Below are 15,104 nucleotides of genomic sequence, written 5' to 3' on the forward strand. Positions count from 1 at the left end.
CACGGCAGTAGAGTCGTATCTGATCTAGCTGCTGGAGTAAGTCTCGGACTATGGATCAATCATCAAAGGTGATCCGCATCAATCACCGCTTTGGCGAATGCTTTTGGATCTTCCTGCGGCAGGTTGTGGCCGATGCCGCCGCTGATCAGCCGGAACTCGTATTTGCCGGTGAAGCGCTTGGCGTAGTCCTCTGGCGCGGGATGCGGCGCGCCGTTGGCATCGCCTTCCAGAGTGATGGTCGGCACGCTGATGGACGGTGCCGTGGCCAGTTTCTGTTCGAGCGCGTCGTATTGCGTCTCGCCCTGGACCAGGCCCAGGCGCCAGCGGTAGTTGAAGACGGTGATCTCGACGTGGTCGGGGTTGTCCAGCGCCTTGGCGCTGCGGTCGAACGTCGCGTCATCGAACGCCCATTTCGGCGAAGCCAGTTGCCAGATCAGCTTGGCGAAATCGTGGGTGTTTTTCTCGTACCCGGCGCGACCACGGTCGGTGGCGAAGTAGAACTGATACCACCACTGCAATTCAGCCTTGGGGGGCAGCGGGTTCTTGCCGGCCGCCTGATTGCCGATCAGGTAGCCGCTGACCGACACCAGCGCCTTGACCCGCTCCGGCCACAGCGCCGAGACAATGTCGGCGGAGCGTGCGCCCCAGTCATAACCACCGAGCACCGCTTTTTTGATCTTCAGGGCGTCCATGAAGTCGATGACGTCACTGGCCAGTGCGGCCGGCTGGCCATTGCGCACGGTTTTGTCGGAGAGGAAATGCGTATCGCCATAGCCCCGCGCATACGGCATCAGTACCCGATAGCCCTTTGCTGCCAGCAGCGGAGCGACTTCGTCATAGCTGTGAATGTCGTACGGCCAGCCGTGCAGGAGGATCACCACCGGTCCATCCGCCGGGCCGGTTTCGGCGTAGGCCACGTTCAGCAGTCCGGCGTTGACATGTTTCAGCGGGCCAAACGGAGAGGGCGCATACGTGGCGCCGGCCTGGCTAGCGACGGGCTCTGCGACGGAGGTTTGGGCGCAGGCTGTAGCGAGTGCGCCGCACAGGGCCAGTACGAGGATCGACGAGCCGACCAGACGGCGGCGAGGTGTGACGGTTTTATTGTGCAGTGCCATCTTCATCGTGATGTCTCCGTTGCAAGCCGTGGGTCAGGGGTCGGGCTGATCCCTTGTAGAACCGTGCCTGCATTTGAACGCGATGACGTATCTGGCCTGTGTCGAGTGGCGGGCCGGGTGAAAACTCATGTATCAAGAGGATAGCCATACACATTGTGATACACAGCGCTGCACAGGAATTTTAGGCTTGGTGGTGGGAGGTTTTGCGAGAGCCTCAACTCAGACCCATTTAAATTCCGCCGGGAATCGGGCGACAAATCGCGTTCCCGATTCAATTGTCGAAGACACGCTTAAGGTGCCGTTGTGCGCAGCCGCGATCTGCGCCGCGATGTAAAGCCCCAAGCCCAGCCCTTCGCCGCGCTGCCCTGCCTCGGACCGGGTGAAAGGCTCGAACAGCAGCGGTATCAATGGCGACGGAATCGGCGTGCCCTGATTGGTCAGCGAGAGCACGATCTCGTTGTTCTCGGCATAGGCTTTGAGGATGATCGGCGCGGTGGTTGAGCCATGGGTGACCGCATTCCCCAGCAAGTTCGAAAGCAATTGGCTGATGCGCAGCGCGTCGCAATAGACACCCGTCGGTACGTCCAGCGAATGAATGAACGTGGTGTGAGGGTGGGACACCTGGACTTCTTCCAGGGTCATTTGCAATGTGTGCTGCAGATCGTCCACCAGTTTTCGTTGCACGGGAATACCACCCCCCAGCCGCCCCCGAGCAAAGTCGAGGATGTTTTCAATCAGCACGCCCATCCGCGTAGAGCTGTTGCGGATCGTCGAGATCAGATTCAGCGAGCGTTTGTCGGCGGTCTTGGTTTGCAGCAGATCGGCGCTCATGCGAATAGCGCTCAACGGTGTTCGCAGATCGTGCCCCAATACCGCGATGAACTGCTCGCGCAGCCGGCCGAGTTCTTTGGCGTCGTTCAGTTCGAGTTTGGTGGCTTTCAACTGAAGCTGGGTGTCGAGACTCATTGCAATCAGTTGGGCGAACAGGGTGAGCGTTTGGGCGATTTCGGGTGCGTCGAGGTTCGCGGGAACAGAATCGATGGCGCAGAGCGTCCCGAAAAATTCGCCATTGGCTTGAACGATGGGAATGGAGATGTAGCTTTCCAGGCGGTAGGTTCTCGGCGTGTGGTGCAGCGAAAAGATCGGATGTGCGCTGGCGTGGCCGAAAATGACCGGCTTCCGGTGTTGGCGAATTTCATGACAGATGGTCGATTCGAGTACCAGTTCGCCGCCGGTTTTGAGCCCGAAATCGATGGAATCATCGACCGCGCAGGCGACCCAGTTTTTTTCGGTCACCCTGGCCACCGCGGCGAAACGCATGCCGGTCAGGTGCTTGACCATGCTCAGGATCACCGGCACCGCGTCAATGCTGCCGATGGCTTCGATGTCCTGTGAAAACTCTGAGTGGGTCATGGGTGGGCGCTTTGAAAGGATGTGATCTGAGACTATCGCTTATCTGGCGTTGTGACTAATTGACATCGTTTCGCAGGGGGTCACCTAAGCCCTTGGCCAGGCAGCCGCCGCGGGTGTGCGGCGGCCACCCGGGATCAGAGGGCCTGGATGTCGGTCAGCGCCCAGGTTTTGTCGAAGAACGCTTGCGTCGGACCGTACCAACGGAAATAGGCGAACCAGCCTTTGCCCGGCGAGGTCTTGATCCAGTTGCTCGCCTGCGCGCTCGGCTCGGCAGGGCCGAAATACAGATCAATCGAACCGTCGGGGTTTTTCGCCAGCGTGTCATAAGACGACAACGCCGCCTTGTGGGTATCGGTCTGTACCATCGATCGGGTCAGGTTGTCGTAAACGGTGAATGACCAGAAGTCTTTCACCGGGACATTCGCCGGTACATGCAAACGGTAATTTTTGCCGCCATCCAGCCATTGCCCGTTCACGTCTTTCGACGCGCTCATGTATTGCGAGCCAGCGCCGACGATGGGCTTGATCATCCCCGCCGCGACAGTGATCGCCTCGAAAGTGTAGTCGGTGCGCTCATCCAGTTGCGAGTAGTTGGAGCTTTCCTGATCAGGATTGAGCGTCAGCACCCATTCCCAATGTGTTCCCGGGGGCTGGGGTAGCCATTTTTCAGCTCCAGTTTTCCCAGCCGGGTATCAACGGAATCTGCCCAGGCGGGCGAAACAGTCAGGCACAGGCCCAACATTAAAACGCGACTGTAGACCGGCGTCAGTGCCTCCAAGGCAAGTGAAATGTTCCGCCGCTTTTGCGGACTGAAGGAAATCATAGCAGCAGATTTGGCGTGCACTCTCCGAGCTTACTCAGCGGGGCTGGTCAGATGATGTGAAGCCCTTTGGTTTCGCCCAGAATCCTTGCCGCGTCTCGCGCCGGAGGAAGGCCGAATACCCGGGCGTAATCCCGGCTGAACTGCGTGGCACTTTCATAGCCGACCTCAAACGCTGCGCTGGTGACATTCCGTGCACTGGCGACCATCAGCGTGCGCGCCTGAAGCAATCGCACCCGTTTCTGATACTGCAACGGGCTCAGCGTCGTCACGGCTTTGAAGTGGCGGTGAAACGCAGACACGCTCATCGCCGCTTTCTGCGCCAGTGCCTCCACGCGGATGGGTTCGGCGAAGTATTGGCGAATCCACTGGATGGCCAGGCTGACCCGGGCCATGGCGGTGTCCGGTGCGGCAATCTCCCGGAGCATCCAGCCATGGGGGCCTTGCAGTACCCGGTAGAGAATTTCCCGTTCGTAGACGGGGGCGAGGGCGGCGATTTCCTCGGGGCTGTCCATCAGTCGCAGCATGCGCACCCAGGCATCCATCAATGCTGGCGTGACCGCGGCCACCGAAAATCCTGGATCGTTATCGTAACGGCCGATCGGTTTGGGCAGGTCAGCCAGCAGGGTCGAGAGCACCATTGGATCAAGCGTCAGGCTGACCGCAAGATAAGGTTCGCCCGAGGCCGCCGGGTGCACGCGTCCCACCGCTGGCAACTCGATGGACATCACAAAATACGTTGCCGGGTCGTAGCGCAACGTGCGATCGCCGACGGTCATCGATTTGCTGCCCTGCAGGATCAGGTTGATCATCGGGTCATACACCGCCGCCAGCATGTGCTCAGGAATTTCGCCCTGAACCATGGCTACGCGCGGAATACCCGTTTCAGTGCGACGGTTCTCGGCCTTAGAGGCCAGAGAACGGAGTTCCATCAGTTGTGTGTTCATGGGAGGCATGCTGATCGGTGCAGCGCATCCGGCGCAAGCGAAAAGCAGAAACAGGCAGGTATCGGGCAGGAACGGCTGCGTCGTCGAAGTGGGGCGTGGTTACTGTGGTCGCTCACTTCAACGACAGCGGAGCATCACATGGGCGTAATCATCATCACCGGCGGCAGTCGAGGCATCGGCGCCAGTGCCGCCGAACATTGTGCAGCGCAGGGCATGGGCGTGATCCTCACGTACAAGAGCAATGCGCAGGCCGCGCAGTCTGTTATCGGTCGAATTCAGGCGGCGGGCGGCAAGGCTGTGGCGCTGCAACTGGATGTTGCCGATGTCAGCAGTTTCGATAAATTTCGCTCGAATGTCGTCCAGGCATTGCAGATGACGTGGGACGTCAACACCCTGAGTGGCCTGGTCAACAACGCGGGCCACGGTTTGTTCTGTCCGCTGGAGTCGGTCACAGAAGCGCAGTTTGACAGCCTGCTAAATGTTCACCTCAAAGGCCCGTTTTTCCTCACCCAGGCCTTGTTGCCGTTGATGGAAGAGGGCGCCGGCATCGTCAATCTGACCAGTGCGACCACCCGTGTTGCAACGGCGGGCGTTGCGCCTTATGCCGCCTTCAAGGGCGGGCTGGATGTGCTGACCCGTTACATGGCCAAGGAGTTCGGCGACCGGCGAATACGCGCCAATGCCGTCTCGCCAGGCGCGATTCGCACCGAGCTGGGTGGCGGTTTGAATGACGAGTTCGAGGCGCTGCTTGCCGGGCAAACGGCGCTCGGTCGAGTGGGCGAACCGGCGGATGTAGCGCAGGTGATCGCCATGCTGTTGTCGGAAGAGGGACGCTGGATCAATGCCCAGACCCTCGAAGTGGCTGGCGGTTACATCATCTGAATCACGAGGTTGAAATCATGCTTGATCACATCTTTTTGTCTGTCAGTGATATGGCGCGTTCGATCCGCTTTTACGACGCCGCACTGACCCCGCTCGGTATCACCGCGCGGCTGGATTTCGACGGCAACGACGGGCCGCCGGGACACCCAGACCTCAAGGGTTTCGGTGCTAACGGACGGATGTTCTTCTGGTTGCGCAAAGGCGTGGTCGAGGGGCGGGCGGTGCACGTCGGGTTTGTGGCGAGGAGCCAGGCCGAGGTCGATGCAGCCTACGCCGGCGCCATGGAAAATGGCGCGCTCGACAATGGCGCACCGGGCGCCCGTCTGCATTACGACCCGAATTATTACGCGGCCAATGTCCTTGATCCGGACGGTTACAGCCTGGAGTTTGTCTACAAAAACTGGCAGCACGCGCAATGAATCAATAAATAAATTATCGACAGTGCGGCGGGTTATCCCGGTCAGGCGCCTTTCTGGGCAATCAAATGCTCGGACTTGCCGGATTCCACCTGCGTAAGCTCAATGAACGCGTTCAGCGCGGGACTTCGGATGCCCCTTCGCCACGTCAGCCAGATGGCTGGAAGGTGTGATCAGCACCATTTCTTCCTCAAAAACCCTGATGCCTTCGAGTCCCGGATGACGCAGTGGGCCGTCGACGAACGCCGCGCTGAGGCGACCGGAGAGTTCGAGAATTCGCCGGGTGTAACCCAGGAACGTCCAGCCGATAGGCGCAGGCGCAGTTTTTCCCGAATGAACAGATCAACGCCCAGTTACTGTTCCAGTTGTTTGATCCGCGTAGTGAGGTTCGAAGGCACACGATCAAGGCGCTCGGCGGCCGCTGTGATACCGCCTTCTTCAGTGACCGTCTGGAAAAGTTTGAGTTGAATAAGGTCCATTACGTTCTCTCCGGGAGAATGTTTTGTTGATAATTATTCATTATCGGAAAGTTAGCCTGACGCTTATGGTGGCGTCCATAGGTCATCATCGACGGGCGCCTTCAGGAGAATCACCGATGCCGAACCACACCTCCCCGCTATACGCTCTCTCACTCAACCCGGTCAACGGACAGGTCTTCGCTGAGTATCCCTTCGAGAACGCTGCCGACCTGGAGCAGTCTTTGGTGCGCGCAGCCGCCGGTTTCAAAGCCTGGCGCAGAGAATCCGTCAGCGCACGTGCCGGTGCGCTGCGCAAGATGGCGCAAGTGCTGCGGTCCAGGGCCGAAGCGATGGCGCAGATGATGACCGCCGAAATGGGTAAACCCATCACTCAGGCGCGCGCTGAAATCGAAAAGTGCGCGGCGACTTGCGACTGGTACGCCGAACACGGCCCGGCCATGCTGCTGTCGGAGAAAACCTCGGTCGAAAATGACAAGGCGCGCATCGAGTTCCAGCCGCTGGGCCCGGTGCTGGCGGTCATGCCTTGGAATTTCCCTGTCTGGCAGGTCCTGCGCGGGGCTATTCCGATCATCCTGGCGGGCAACACCTACGTGCTGAAGCACGCGCCGAATGTCATGGGCTGCGCTTATTTACTGCGCGACGCGTGGATCGAGGCAGGACTTCCCGACGGTGTGTTCGAGGTGATCAACGTCACCAATGAGGGCGTATCCACCGCCATTGCGGATGTTCGAATTGCTGCCGTCGCGGTCACTGGCAGTGTTCGGGCGGGATCGGCCATTGCCAGTCAGGCCGGAGCGAATCTGAAGAAATGTGTACTGGAACTGGGGGGTTCCGATCCGTTCATCGTGCTGGCAGATGCCGACGTGGAGGAAGCGGTGAAAGCTGCGGTGGTGGGTCGCTTCCAGAACAGCGGTCAGATCTGTGTCGCCGCCAAGCGCATCATCGTTGAAGAAAGCCTGCTGCCAGTGTTCACCGAAAAGTTCGTCGCGGCGGTGAAGGCGCTGACCGTCGGTAATCCTCAGGCCGAGGACACCTACATCGGCCCGATGGCTCGCTATGACCTTCGCGACGAGTTGGAGGGTCAGGTCCAGGCGACACTGAAGGAAGGTGCATCGTTGCTGTTAGGCGGGCACAAGGTCGAAGGCGAGGGCAACTATTACGCGCCGACGATTCTGGCCGGTGTATTGCCGGGCATGACCTCTTTCAAAGAAGAACTGTTCGGCCCGGTGGCGTCGCTCATCGCTGCGCGCGACGCCGATCATGCGGTGGAACTGGCGAATGACAGCGAGTTCGGCCTGGCGGGCAGCGTATGGTCGGCTGACGAACAGCAGGCTCGGCAGATCGCTTCGCGTCTGGAGACGGGCGGCGTGTTCATCAACGGCTACACAGCGTCTGACGCTCGAGTACCGATTGGTGGTATCAAGAAGAGTGGCTTTGGGCGTGAGCTGTCCCATTTCGGCATCCGCGAGTTTTGCAATGTGCAGACGATTTGGGTGGATCGCCGGTAAGCAGTTTCCGCGAAGCTTTTCCCCGCAGGTGTTTTCAGGAGCTGCCATGAGTGAGCGACACAGGGTCCGTAAAGCCGTTGCCACCGACGAAGATGCTGTTCGCGCCTGTGCCGAGCAAGCGTATGCCCAGTATGTTCAGGTGATCGGTCGAAAACCTGCGCCGATGCTGGCGGATTTCGGCGCCCAGATCGCTGCGGGTCAGGTGCACGTTGCCATCGGGGAGCAAGACGACGTGCGGGGTTTCATCGTGTTCTTTGCGGTGGATCAGCATATGTTTCTTGAAAATGTCGCCGTCTCTGAAGCCGGGCGCGGGAAGGGCATCGGTAAATCATTGATTCAATTTTGCGAGGCCCAGGCGCTGCAACTGGACCTTGCCAGCGTTCATCTCTACACCAACGTAAAGATGAGCGACAACCTGTCCATTTACCCTCGGCTGGGTTACGTCGAAGTGGAACGGCGCTCGGAGGATGGGTTCGATCGCGTGTACTTTGAAAAAGCCCTGGTTTGAGACGATCCGATCAGTTCTGGAACGGCGCAGCATCAGAGGAATTAGCATCGCCCCCGCTATCGCTGACAGGATGCGCAACGCTTCCTGATACTTCTCCTCGTGATTTTCGCCCGCGACCAGCGCCATCAGTGTTTCGATCAAACGCTGTATGGCGTGGTCCCGGAGCTGTCCAGTGCCGAGAAACGCGAGCACGCGTTCGCGCTGTTCTACACCGGCACCATCGGTGGCAGGGCGCTGGCGCCGGTGGTGTCTGGTCACCCTGGAGATATCACGGGAATTCCTGTCGCGGTCATGACGTTGTCGGCGATTTTGCTGCTGACGTTGCCGCTGTCCTGGTGTGTGCAGCGCGGGCTGGACCCCATCACTTCGCAATAAAATCGCGAACCGCCTTGATCGTCGGCCCCGGCGCTTCTTCCATCAGCCAGTGTCCCGCCCCGGGAATCACCACTTCCGTGACGTTATCGGCGGCATTGCGCATGACGATGGCTTCGTTGTTGCCGAAGGATTTTTCCCCGCCGATGGCCAGCACTGGCATGGGCAGTCGAGTCTTGTTCGACGCTTCGTTGTCCACTACGTCCTGGCGAATGCTGCGGAACTGCGAAAACGCCGCGTGCATGGTGCCGGGGCGCGCGTAAAGCTTGGCGTAATGCTGACGGGTGGCTTCATCGACCTTTTTGGGGTCGCCGGCGAAGTCGTTCCAGAAACGGTCCAGGTAGATGCGCTCACGTCCCGCCACCAGGCGCTCGGCATCCGGGCCACCGAAATCGAAGTGCCACAGCACCGGCAAACGCACGATGTCGTTCCAGGGTGGAATGCCCGGCACCGGAGCATCCATTACTACCAGGCGATCGGTCAGTTGCGGATAACGCGAGGCGTAGGCGAAGGCGACCATGGTGCCGATGTCATGCCCGATGACCACCGAGTGTTCGATCTTCAACGCGGCCAATACCGCGCGAATATCGCCGGCCTGGGTTTTCTTGTCGTAGCCACTTTCCGGAATGGACGACAATCCCAGGCCGCGCAGGTCCGGCACCACGACCGTGTGGTCCTTGGCCAGGTCTGCGGCGAGCGGCGCCCACATGTCGCCGGTGTCGCCGAAACCGTGCAACAGCACCACGGCCGGCCCTTTACCGCCGACGCGAACGTGGATTTTCGCGCCTTCTACGGCAATGTCCTGAGTGCGGAATGAGGTGGGGAATGGCGTGATACCGGCAAACGCGGGGAGGCTCAGCGTCAAAAATAGTGAAGCGGTCAGCCAGCTACGGATCATGTGCGCTATCTCTGTGGGTTCCGATGGAAGGAGCGTAGACCGTTTTGCGATATCCTGATGTGCCAGACTCCTAGTTCGTTAACGCAACCGAGTGCCTCAATCATTGATCGAACGACGCCAATTCAGCGGTGGCATGAAGGGCAAGAATCTTCGCTATCTGAACGAGAAACCCAACGAGCCTGTTCAACTGACCCGGACAGGTTTTTTGCTGCTCGAACATTTCTCGCTGCCGGCGTTTACCCAGGCGTTGGATACGATCGTTACCGCCAACCTGCTGCGACCCAGGTTGTTCTCCTCCCGCACATTTGGTTTGCACGATGGCGAGGTGGTCAGCGATCTGGGGCTGGTGATTCGGCCTGACGCGCGCATCGATCATTCGGCGATCCACGACCTCGATCTGCTGGTGATCTGCGGTGGCTACCGCACAGAGCTGAAAGCGAGTGATGAACTGGTCAGCCTGTTGCGAGCGGCGGCGGATCAAGGCGTCAGCCTGGCCGGTTTGTGGAATGGCGGCTGGTTCCTCGGCACCGCCGGTTTGCTGGATGGCTATCGTTGCGCGATTCACCCCGAGCATCGCCCCGCACTCGCGGAAATCGCCAAGGCCACCCACGTCACCAGCGAACCCTATGTCATTGATCGCGACCGGCTCACGGCGTCCAGCCCATCGGGTGCGTTTCACATGGCGCTGGACTGGATCAAGGGCCTGCACGACAAAGCGCTGGTCGAAGGCATCGAAGACATCCTCGCCTTCGAAGAGTCGCGCTATCGGCGGATCAAACCCACGGAGAATGTCTGCGTGAGCGCGCCGCTGCGTGAGGTGGTGAAACTGATGGACGCCAACCTCGAAGAGCCGCTGGAGCTGGAGCAACTGGCGATTTACGCCGGGCGTTCCCGTCGGCAACTGGAGCGTTTGTTCAAGGAACAACTCGGCACCACGCCGCAACGCTATTACATGGAGCTGCGCATTACCGAAGCGCGGCGTCTGCTGCAGCACACGGAGCTGTCCCAGGTGGATGTGTTAGTGGCGTGTGGTTTTGTCTCGCCGAGCCATTTCAGCAAGTGCTACAGCTCGTATTTTGGCTACAGGCCGTCGAAGGAAACGCGGCTGGTTAAATAGCTACCGCGCTCTTCATCGTCACGACATGCGTTGTCGTACGACTATCTGATTTTCAAATACTCACTTCCAAAATGGGAAGACTGTGCCAATCGGAACGGTGCAGCCTGCGCCTTTTGGCATCAATCGCACGTTAAGCGGCTTCATTAACCGAGACGAACGGCTATTTTGAAGATTGACAGCCGGGTAGGCGACTCGTTATAAAAGGCACAGTTGTACGATGACATACGATGTTACACCTCTAAAAACAAAAATCGGGTCCCATCATGAACTCAATCCGCTTTCTCTCCGCCCTTAAGGTCGCTTCCTGTGGCCCGGTCTTGACTGCTCGCTTGTTAGCACAGTCATCTCGCGTGTCTGTGGCCGCTACCTCCACCCCCCGATTGCACGTGCTACTCGTCTGACGCGAGCCACTGAGCAATGTGTTGCGCGTAACAAGTGATCTCGCTTGAAACCGAGAGATCATCACCATAATCCAATAATAAAGTGATGCCATGAATCTGAACGAGCCCATTAATGCGCAACGTGTCGGCCAGGCGGTCGGCAAATACCGCTGGACGATCTGTGCGCTGCTGTTTTTTGCTACCACCGTCAACTACCTCGACCGTCAGGTGCTCAGTCTGTTGGCGCCGGACCTGTCGTCGCAATTCGGCTGGAGCAACACCGACTACGCCAACATCGCCTCGGTGTTCCAGTTTGTCTACGCGATTTCCATGCTGTTTGCCGGCCGTTTCGTCGACAAGATTGGCACCCGCAAAGCCTACGTCATCGCGATCAGTATCTGGTCGACCGGCGCCATGATGCATGCCTTTGCAGTACCGATGGGAGAGGGCATCGCTTCGATAAGTGCTGCGTTCGGCTTAGCCGTGATTCCAGTGTCCATCGCCGGTTTCATGCTGTCCCGCGCTGTGTTGGCGATCGGTGAGGCGGGTAACTTCCCGATCGCGATCAAGGCCACCGCCGAATACTTCCCGAAGAAAGAACGCTCGTTCGCCACCGGGATTTTTAACTCCGGCGCCAACGTCGGCGCGATCCTCGCCCCGATCTGCGTACCGCTGATTGCCGGGCTGTGGGGCTGGGAAGCGGCGTTCATCGTGATCGGCATGCTGGGCTTCGTCTGGGTGACGGTATGGATTGCGCTGTACGAAAAACCGGAAAAGCAAAAACGCCTGTCGGCAGAAGAGCTGGCCTATATCCGCAGTGATGCGCAGGTCGTCGTTACCCCGGAACCGGGCGTTGCCGAGAAAAAAGTATCGTGGTTCAAGCTGTTGACCTACCGCCAGACCTGGGCATTTGCCTTCGGCAAATTCATGACCGACGGCGTGTGGTGGTTCTTCCTGTTCTGGCTCCCGACCTACCTGTCGGCGCAATACGGCATGAAAGGCCAGGCCATCGTGTGGCCGTTGGCCGTGCTGTACAGCATGACCATGATCGGCAGCATTGGCGGCGGCTGGTTCCCGAGCTACTTCATGGCACGCGGCGACGCGCCGTATGACGGTCGCATGAAAGCCATGCTGGTGATCGCGTTCTTCCCGCTGGTGGTGTTGCTGGCGCAGCCATTTGGCTACATCAGTTTCTGGGTGCCGGTGCTGCTGATCGGCGTAGGCGCCTCGGCGCACCAGGCGTGGTCGTGCAACATCTTCACCACCGTGTCCGACATGTTCCCGCAGAAATCCATCGCTTCCGTCGTCGGCATTGGTGGTCTCGCTGGCGGTCTGGGCGGTGTCGTGATGACCAAGATCGGTGGCTGGGTATTCGACTACTACAAATCGATCAACGACATTCACACCGGCTACATGATCATGTTCGCCATCTGCGCTTGCGCCTATCTGGTGGCGTGGAGCGTGATGAAACTGCTGGTGCCGCGACACAAGGAAATTACGGACCTGTAAGTGGCCGCGTTGACATAGTTGAAACGACAAGGCCCGATTTTATCGGGCCTTGTCAGTTCTACGGACTTTCCATGCGTTGCGGATAAGGACAGATCTCGCCGGGTGGGCATGACGACGTTCCGACCCCCAGACTTTCATGCAGTCGTACGCTCCCGGCGTTGGGCAACGAAATGCCGGCATACGCCGCGTGAAATCCCTGGAGGGCCAGCTTCATCGAACTCCATGAACGCTTTCGGTACGGAAGACTGATTGGGGATGGTGAACATGCGCATCCAGCGCCCCAACACGCACAGCTGATTGACTGCGTTGAACGACTGCGAGCCGCCACACACTTGCATCACCGCCAGCGTCTTGCCCTGAGTGGGACGCACGGCGCCGAGCTCCAGCGGAATCCAGTCGATCCGCGCCTTGAACACGGCGGACATCGCGCCGTGCCGTTCCGGCGAACACCAGACCTGGCCTTCCGACCATAGCACCAGCTCGCGCAGCTCCTGAACCTTGGGATGCTCGACGGGTTCATCGTCGGGCAGTGGCAACCCGGACGGGTTGAAAATACGCGTCTGCGCGCCGAAGTGCTCCAGCAGGCCCGCGGCTTCTTCGACCAGCAGACGACTGAACGAGCGCTCGCGGGTCGAGCCGTACAACAACAGAATGCGCGGCTTGTGATCGCCAGCAGAAGTTGCGATTGGCGCGCTGTCGAGCAAGGAAAAATCCAGGTTGGGCAATTGCGTTGCCATGTGTCCTCCTGCTTAGAGAGTGCCGATTCGATCCAGCTGATGTTTGAGCTCATCGCAACCGAGGTCGCTGAAGGGCAGGGCGAGGAAGGCTGTGCAGCGAAGTTCTATCCGCGCCAGCGTTGCACGGAAGGCCGCCCCAACGGCAGCTTCGTCACCCGTGACGTCAGATGGATCTTCCAGGCCCCAATGAGATTTGAGCGCCGGACCGAAGTACACCGGGCAGGATTCGCCCGCAGCCTTGTCGCACACGGTAATCACAATATCCGGAGGGTTGTCCTCGAAGGCGTCATTGCCCTTGCTGCTCAAACCGTCGATGGAAATGCCCGCCTGTTGCAGCGTGGCAAGACTGCGCGGCAGCACTTGCCCTTTGGGAAAACTGCCCGAACTCACGGCTTCGAATCCGCTCGGCGCCAAGTGGTTGAACATCGCTTCTGAAAGAATGCTGCGGCAGCTATTGGCCGTGCACATAAAAAGGATTCGCATGGAATTGCTCCTGCCACTGCGGGCGGACATTAAAGAATCAGACACCTGGAAATGCGCCACGGCCGAGAGTCATTCAGCAGCAAGCAACATCACGGACAGGGCGCCCGTCCATGTTCTGCAAACGCGAGGTGTTTTTCTGAAGCCAGTCCGCGTTGGCCTGCACCGTCACTTTGAGGATGTCGTGTACCCAGGCGGGTAGATCCGGATTAAGGCGGTAGTAGACCCACTGCCCTTGCCGCCGATCCAGCAACAAACCGCTGCTGCGAAGTTGGGCGAGATGGCGGCTGATCTTCGGTTGGCTGTCGTCGAGGGCGCACATCAGCTCGCAGACACACAGTTCGCCGTGGCTAGCGATCAGCAGGGTGGTGCGAGCGCGCGTCTCGTCGGCCAGGTTCTTGAACAGCTCGCGAGGAGTGAACATACGATGTGCCCGTACATATGGATGCGAGAATATACGGATATCCATATGTAGCAGGCAAGCGCTAGCCTATGCAGTCAAGCGACCGTCATGCCGGTCCACTGCTCGGACAAGGTCCAGAGCCGTTCGGCGAAATCGGCATTGGCAGCCCATTTCGCCACACCTTTGCGCCCCGATTCCGCTTCGTTGATGGGCGCGATATCGCAGTCTTCGCAGTAAACACCGCCGGTCGAATTCAGCGCGTTACTGGTTGCGCACCAGAGTGCGGTCGCGGCGCCTTGCTCAAGGGATTTCAGACCGGACTCGGGCGCCACGCGTGGTCGACCGTGCTCGTCCAGCGCATCAAACGCGGCTATTTCATCCGCGCTCAAGTGGCGTGCAAGTTCGGTCAATATTTGCCCGGGATGCAACGAGAATGCCCGCACGCCGTGCTCGCTGCCCCGTCGATCGAGTGCCACCGCAAACAGTGCGTTGGCGGTTTTTGACTGGCCGTAAGCAACCCACTTGTCGTATGGGCGACGAACGAAATCAACGTCTTCGAAATCGACACCGGCAATCTGATGCCCGCGCGATGACACGGCTATTACCCGCGCCGAATCAGCAGCGAGAAGGGCAGGCCACAGGCCACATGTCAGACGGTAGTGACCGAGATGATTGGTGGCGAACTGGCCTTCGTGTCCGTCGGCATCGCGAGTCAGCGGTGTCGCCATCACGCCCGCGCAGTTGATCAGGAGGGACACGGTATGACCGCGGCTGACGATGCTCTCGCTAAACACTTGAATCGATCGCGGCTGCATGAGATCCATGGACTCGACCGTGACACCCTCGATGCCCGCCAGATTTGCGCGGGCGCGTTCCCGGTCACGGGCCGGCACGATGACTTGAGCGCCGGCATTGGCCAGGCTTTTAACGATGATCAATCCGATGCCGGAATAACCGCCGGTCACGATGGCGAGCTGCCCGGTCAGATCGACGCCTGCCATGACCTCGGCTGCAGTGCTGGCGGCGTTGAATGGCGTAGAGATGGAAGTTTGCGGTGTCATGTCGGGAAGTATCCTGCGCGGGTATCGGAGGACCTCATTCTTCTCTAAGCTCTATGGAC

Annotated in this window: 14 protein-coding genes and 4 pseudogenes; 7 read left to right on the plus strand and 11 right to left on the minus strand. The window is 59.3% G+C overall.

Annotated features, from left to right (window positions below; genetic code table 11):
- Positions 1–62: 62 nt before the first annotated feature.
- From ACYZT4_RS04825 to ACYZT4_RS04840, 4 genes are all read right to left on the minus strand, one after another.
- A complete protein-coding gene (locus tag ACYZT4_RS04825) occupies positions 63–1,121 on the minus strand; it encodes an alpha/beta fold hydrolase (protein ID WP_461985695.1) in 1,059 nt (352 codons plus the stop codon).
- A gap of 213 nt (positions 1,122–1,334) precedes the next feature.
- On the minus strand, positions 1,335–2,528 hold the full coding sequence (locus tag ACYZT4_RS04830; protein ID WP_461985697.1) for a GAF domain-containing sensor histidine kinase: 1,194 nt from the start codon (positions 2,526–2,528) through the stop codon (positions 1,335–1,337).
- A gap of 134 nt (positions 2,529–2,662) precedes the next feature.
- The gene (locus ACYZT4_RS04835) at positions 2,663–3,154 is read right to left on the minus strand and encodes a DUF1214 domain-containing protein (RefSeq protein WP_461985699.1); all 492 of its coding nucleotides are present in this window, start codon (positions 3,152–3,154) and stop codon (positions 2,663–2,665) included.
- A gap of 244 nt (positions 3,155–3,398) precedes the next feature.
- On the minus strand, positions 3,399–4,295 hold the full coding sequence (locus ACYZT4_RS04840; RefSeq protein WP_461985701.1) for an AraC family transcriptional regulator: 897 nt from the start codon (positions 4,293–4,295) through the stop codon (positions 3,399–3,401).
- A 138-nt stretch (positions 4,296–4,433) separates the two neighbouring features.
- Here ACYZT4_RS04840 and ACYZT4_RS04845 point away from each other — a divergent pair, with 138 nt between their 5' ends.
- Positions 4,434–5,177, plus strand: a complete 744-nt coding sequence (locus ACYZT4_RS04845; RefSeq protein WP_461985703.1) for an SDR family NAD(P)-dependent oxidoreductase — start codon at positions 4,434–4,436, stop codon at positions 5,175–5,177.
- 17 nt (positions 5,178–5,194) lie between these two features.
- The gene (locus ACYZT4_RS04850) at positions 5,195–5,596 is read left to right on the plus strand and encodes a VOC family protein (RefSeq protein ID WP_461985705.1); all 402 of its coding nucleotides are present in this window, start codon (positions 5,195–5,197) and stop codon (positions 5,594–5,596) included.
- Between the two features lie 132 nt (positions 5,597–5,728).
- Here the strand turns inward: ACYZT4_RS04850 and ACYZT4_RS04855 are convergent.
- Positions 5,729–6,072: pseudogene (locus tag ACYZT4_RS04855) on the minus strand (LysR family transcriptional regulator); the annotation flags it as partial.
- Positions 6,073–6,188: 116 nt separating this feature from the next.
- Here ACYZT4_RS04855 and ACYZT4_RS04860 point away from each other — a divergent pair.
- From ACYZT4_RS04860 to ACYZT4_RS04870, 3 genes and pseudogenes are all read left to right on the plus strand, one after another.
- Positions 6,189–7,580, plus strand: coding sequence for an aldehyde dehydrogenase family protein (locus ACYZT4_RS04860; RefSeq protein WP_461985706.1), 1,392 nt, complete (start codon positions 6,189–6,191; stop codon positions 7,578–7,580).
- Between the two features lie 46 nt (positions 7,581–7,626).
- Positions 7,627–8,088 (plus strand): GNAT family N-acetyltransferase, encoded by a 462-nt coding sequence (locus ACYZT4_RS04865; protein ID WP_461985708.1) that lies wholly within the window; start codon positions 7,627–7,629, stop codon positions 8,086–8,088.
- A 144-nt stretch (positions 8,089–8,232) separates the two neighbouring features.
- Positions 8,233–8,463: pseudogene (locus ACYZT4_RS04870) on the plus strand (MFS transporter); the annotation flags it as partial.
- On the opposite strand, the gene ACYZT4_RS04875 reads toward ACYZT4_RS04870, so the two are convergent.
- Positions 8,450–9,358 (minus strand): alpha/beta fold hydrolase, encoded by a 909-nt coding sequence (locus ACYZT4_RS04875; protein WP_461985710.1) that lies wholly within the window; start codon positions 9,356–9,358, stop codon positions 8,450–8,452. The pseudogene ACYZT4_RS04870 and the gene ACYZT4_RS04875 overlap by 14 nt on opposite strands.
- 103 nt (positions 9,359–9,461) lie before the next feature.
- On the opposite strand from ACYZT4_RS04875, the gene ACYZT4_RS04880 reads away from it, so the two are divergent.
- On the plus strand, positions 9,462–10,475 hold the full coding sequence (locus ACYZT4_RS04880) for a GlxA family transcriptional regulator (RefSeq protein ID WP_461988544.1): 1,014 nt from the start codon (positions 9,462–9,464) through the stop codon (positions 10,473–10,475).
- 491 nt (positions 10,476–10,966) lie between these two features.
- Entirely contained in the window at positions 10,967–12,364 is a 1,398-nt protein-coding gene (locus tag ACYZT4_RS04885) for an MFS transporter (protein WP_461985711.1), read from the plus strand.
- Between the two features lie 58 nt (positions 12,365–12,422).
- On the opposite strand, the pseudogene ACYZT4_RS04890 reads toward ACYZT4_RS04885, so the two are convergent.
- The 5 genes and pseudogenes from ACYZT4_RS04890 to ACYZT4_RS04910 all read right to left on the minus strand — a co-directional run.
- A pseudogene (locus ACYZT4_RS04890) lies at positions 12,423–12,572 on the minus strand (N-acetyltransferase); the annotation flags it as partial.
- A pseudogene (gene arsH / locus ACYZT4_RS04895) lies at positions 12,568–13,101 on the minus strand (arsenical resistance protein ArsH); the annotation flags it as partial. The pseudogenes arsH and ACYZT4_RS04890, both read right to left, overlap by 5 nt.
- Positions 13,102–13,113: 12 nt before the next feature.
- Positions 13,114–13,584, minus strand: a complete 471-nt coding sequence (locus tag ACYZT4_RS04900) for an arsenate reductase ArsC (protein ID WP_461985713.1) — start codon at positions 13,582–13,584, stop codon at positions 13,114–13,116.
- A 73-nt stretch (positions 13,585–13,657) separates the two neighbouring features.
- Entirely contained in the window at positions 13,658–14,005 is a 348-nt protein-coding gene (locus ACYZT4_RS04905; RefSeq protein ID WP_461985715.1) for a metalloregulator ArsR/SmtB family transcription factor, read from the minus strand.
- A 74-nt stretch (positions 14,006–14,079) separates the two neighbouring features.
- On the minus strand, positions 14,080–15,045 hold the full coding sequence (locus ACYZT4_RS04910; protein WP_461985717.1) for an oxidoreductase: 966 nt from the start codon (positions 15,043–15,045) through the stop codon (positions 14,080–14,082).
- Between the last annotated feature and the right edge of the window lie 59 nt (positions 15,046–15,104).

The sequence above is a fragment of the Pseudomonas sp. GB2N2 genome, from assembly GCF_054897705.1.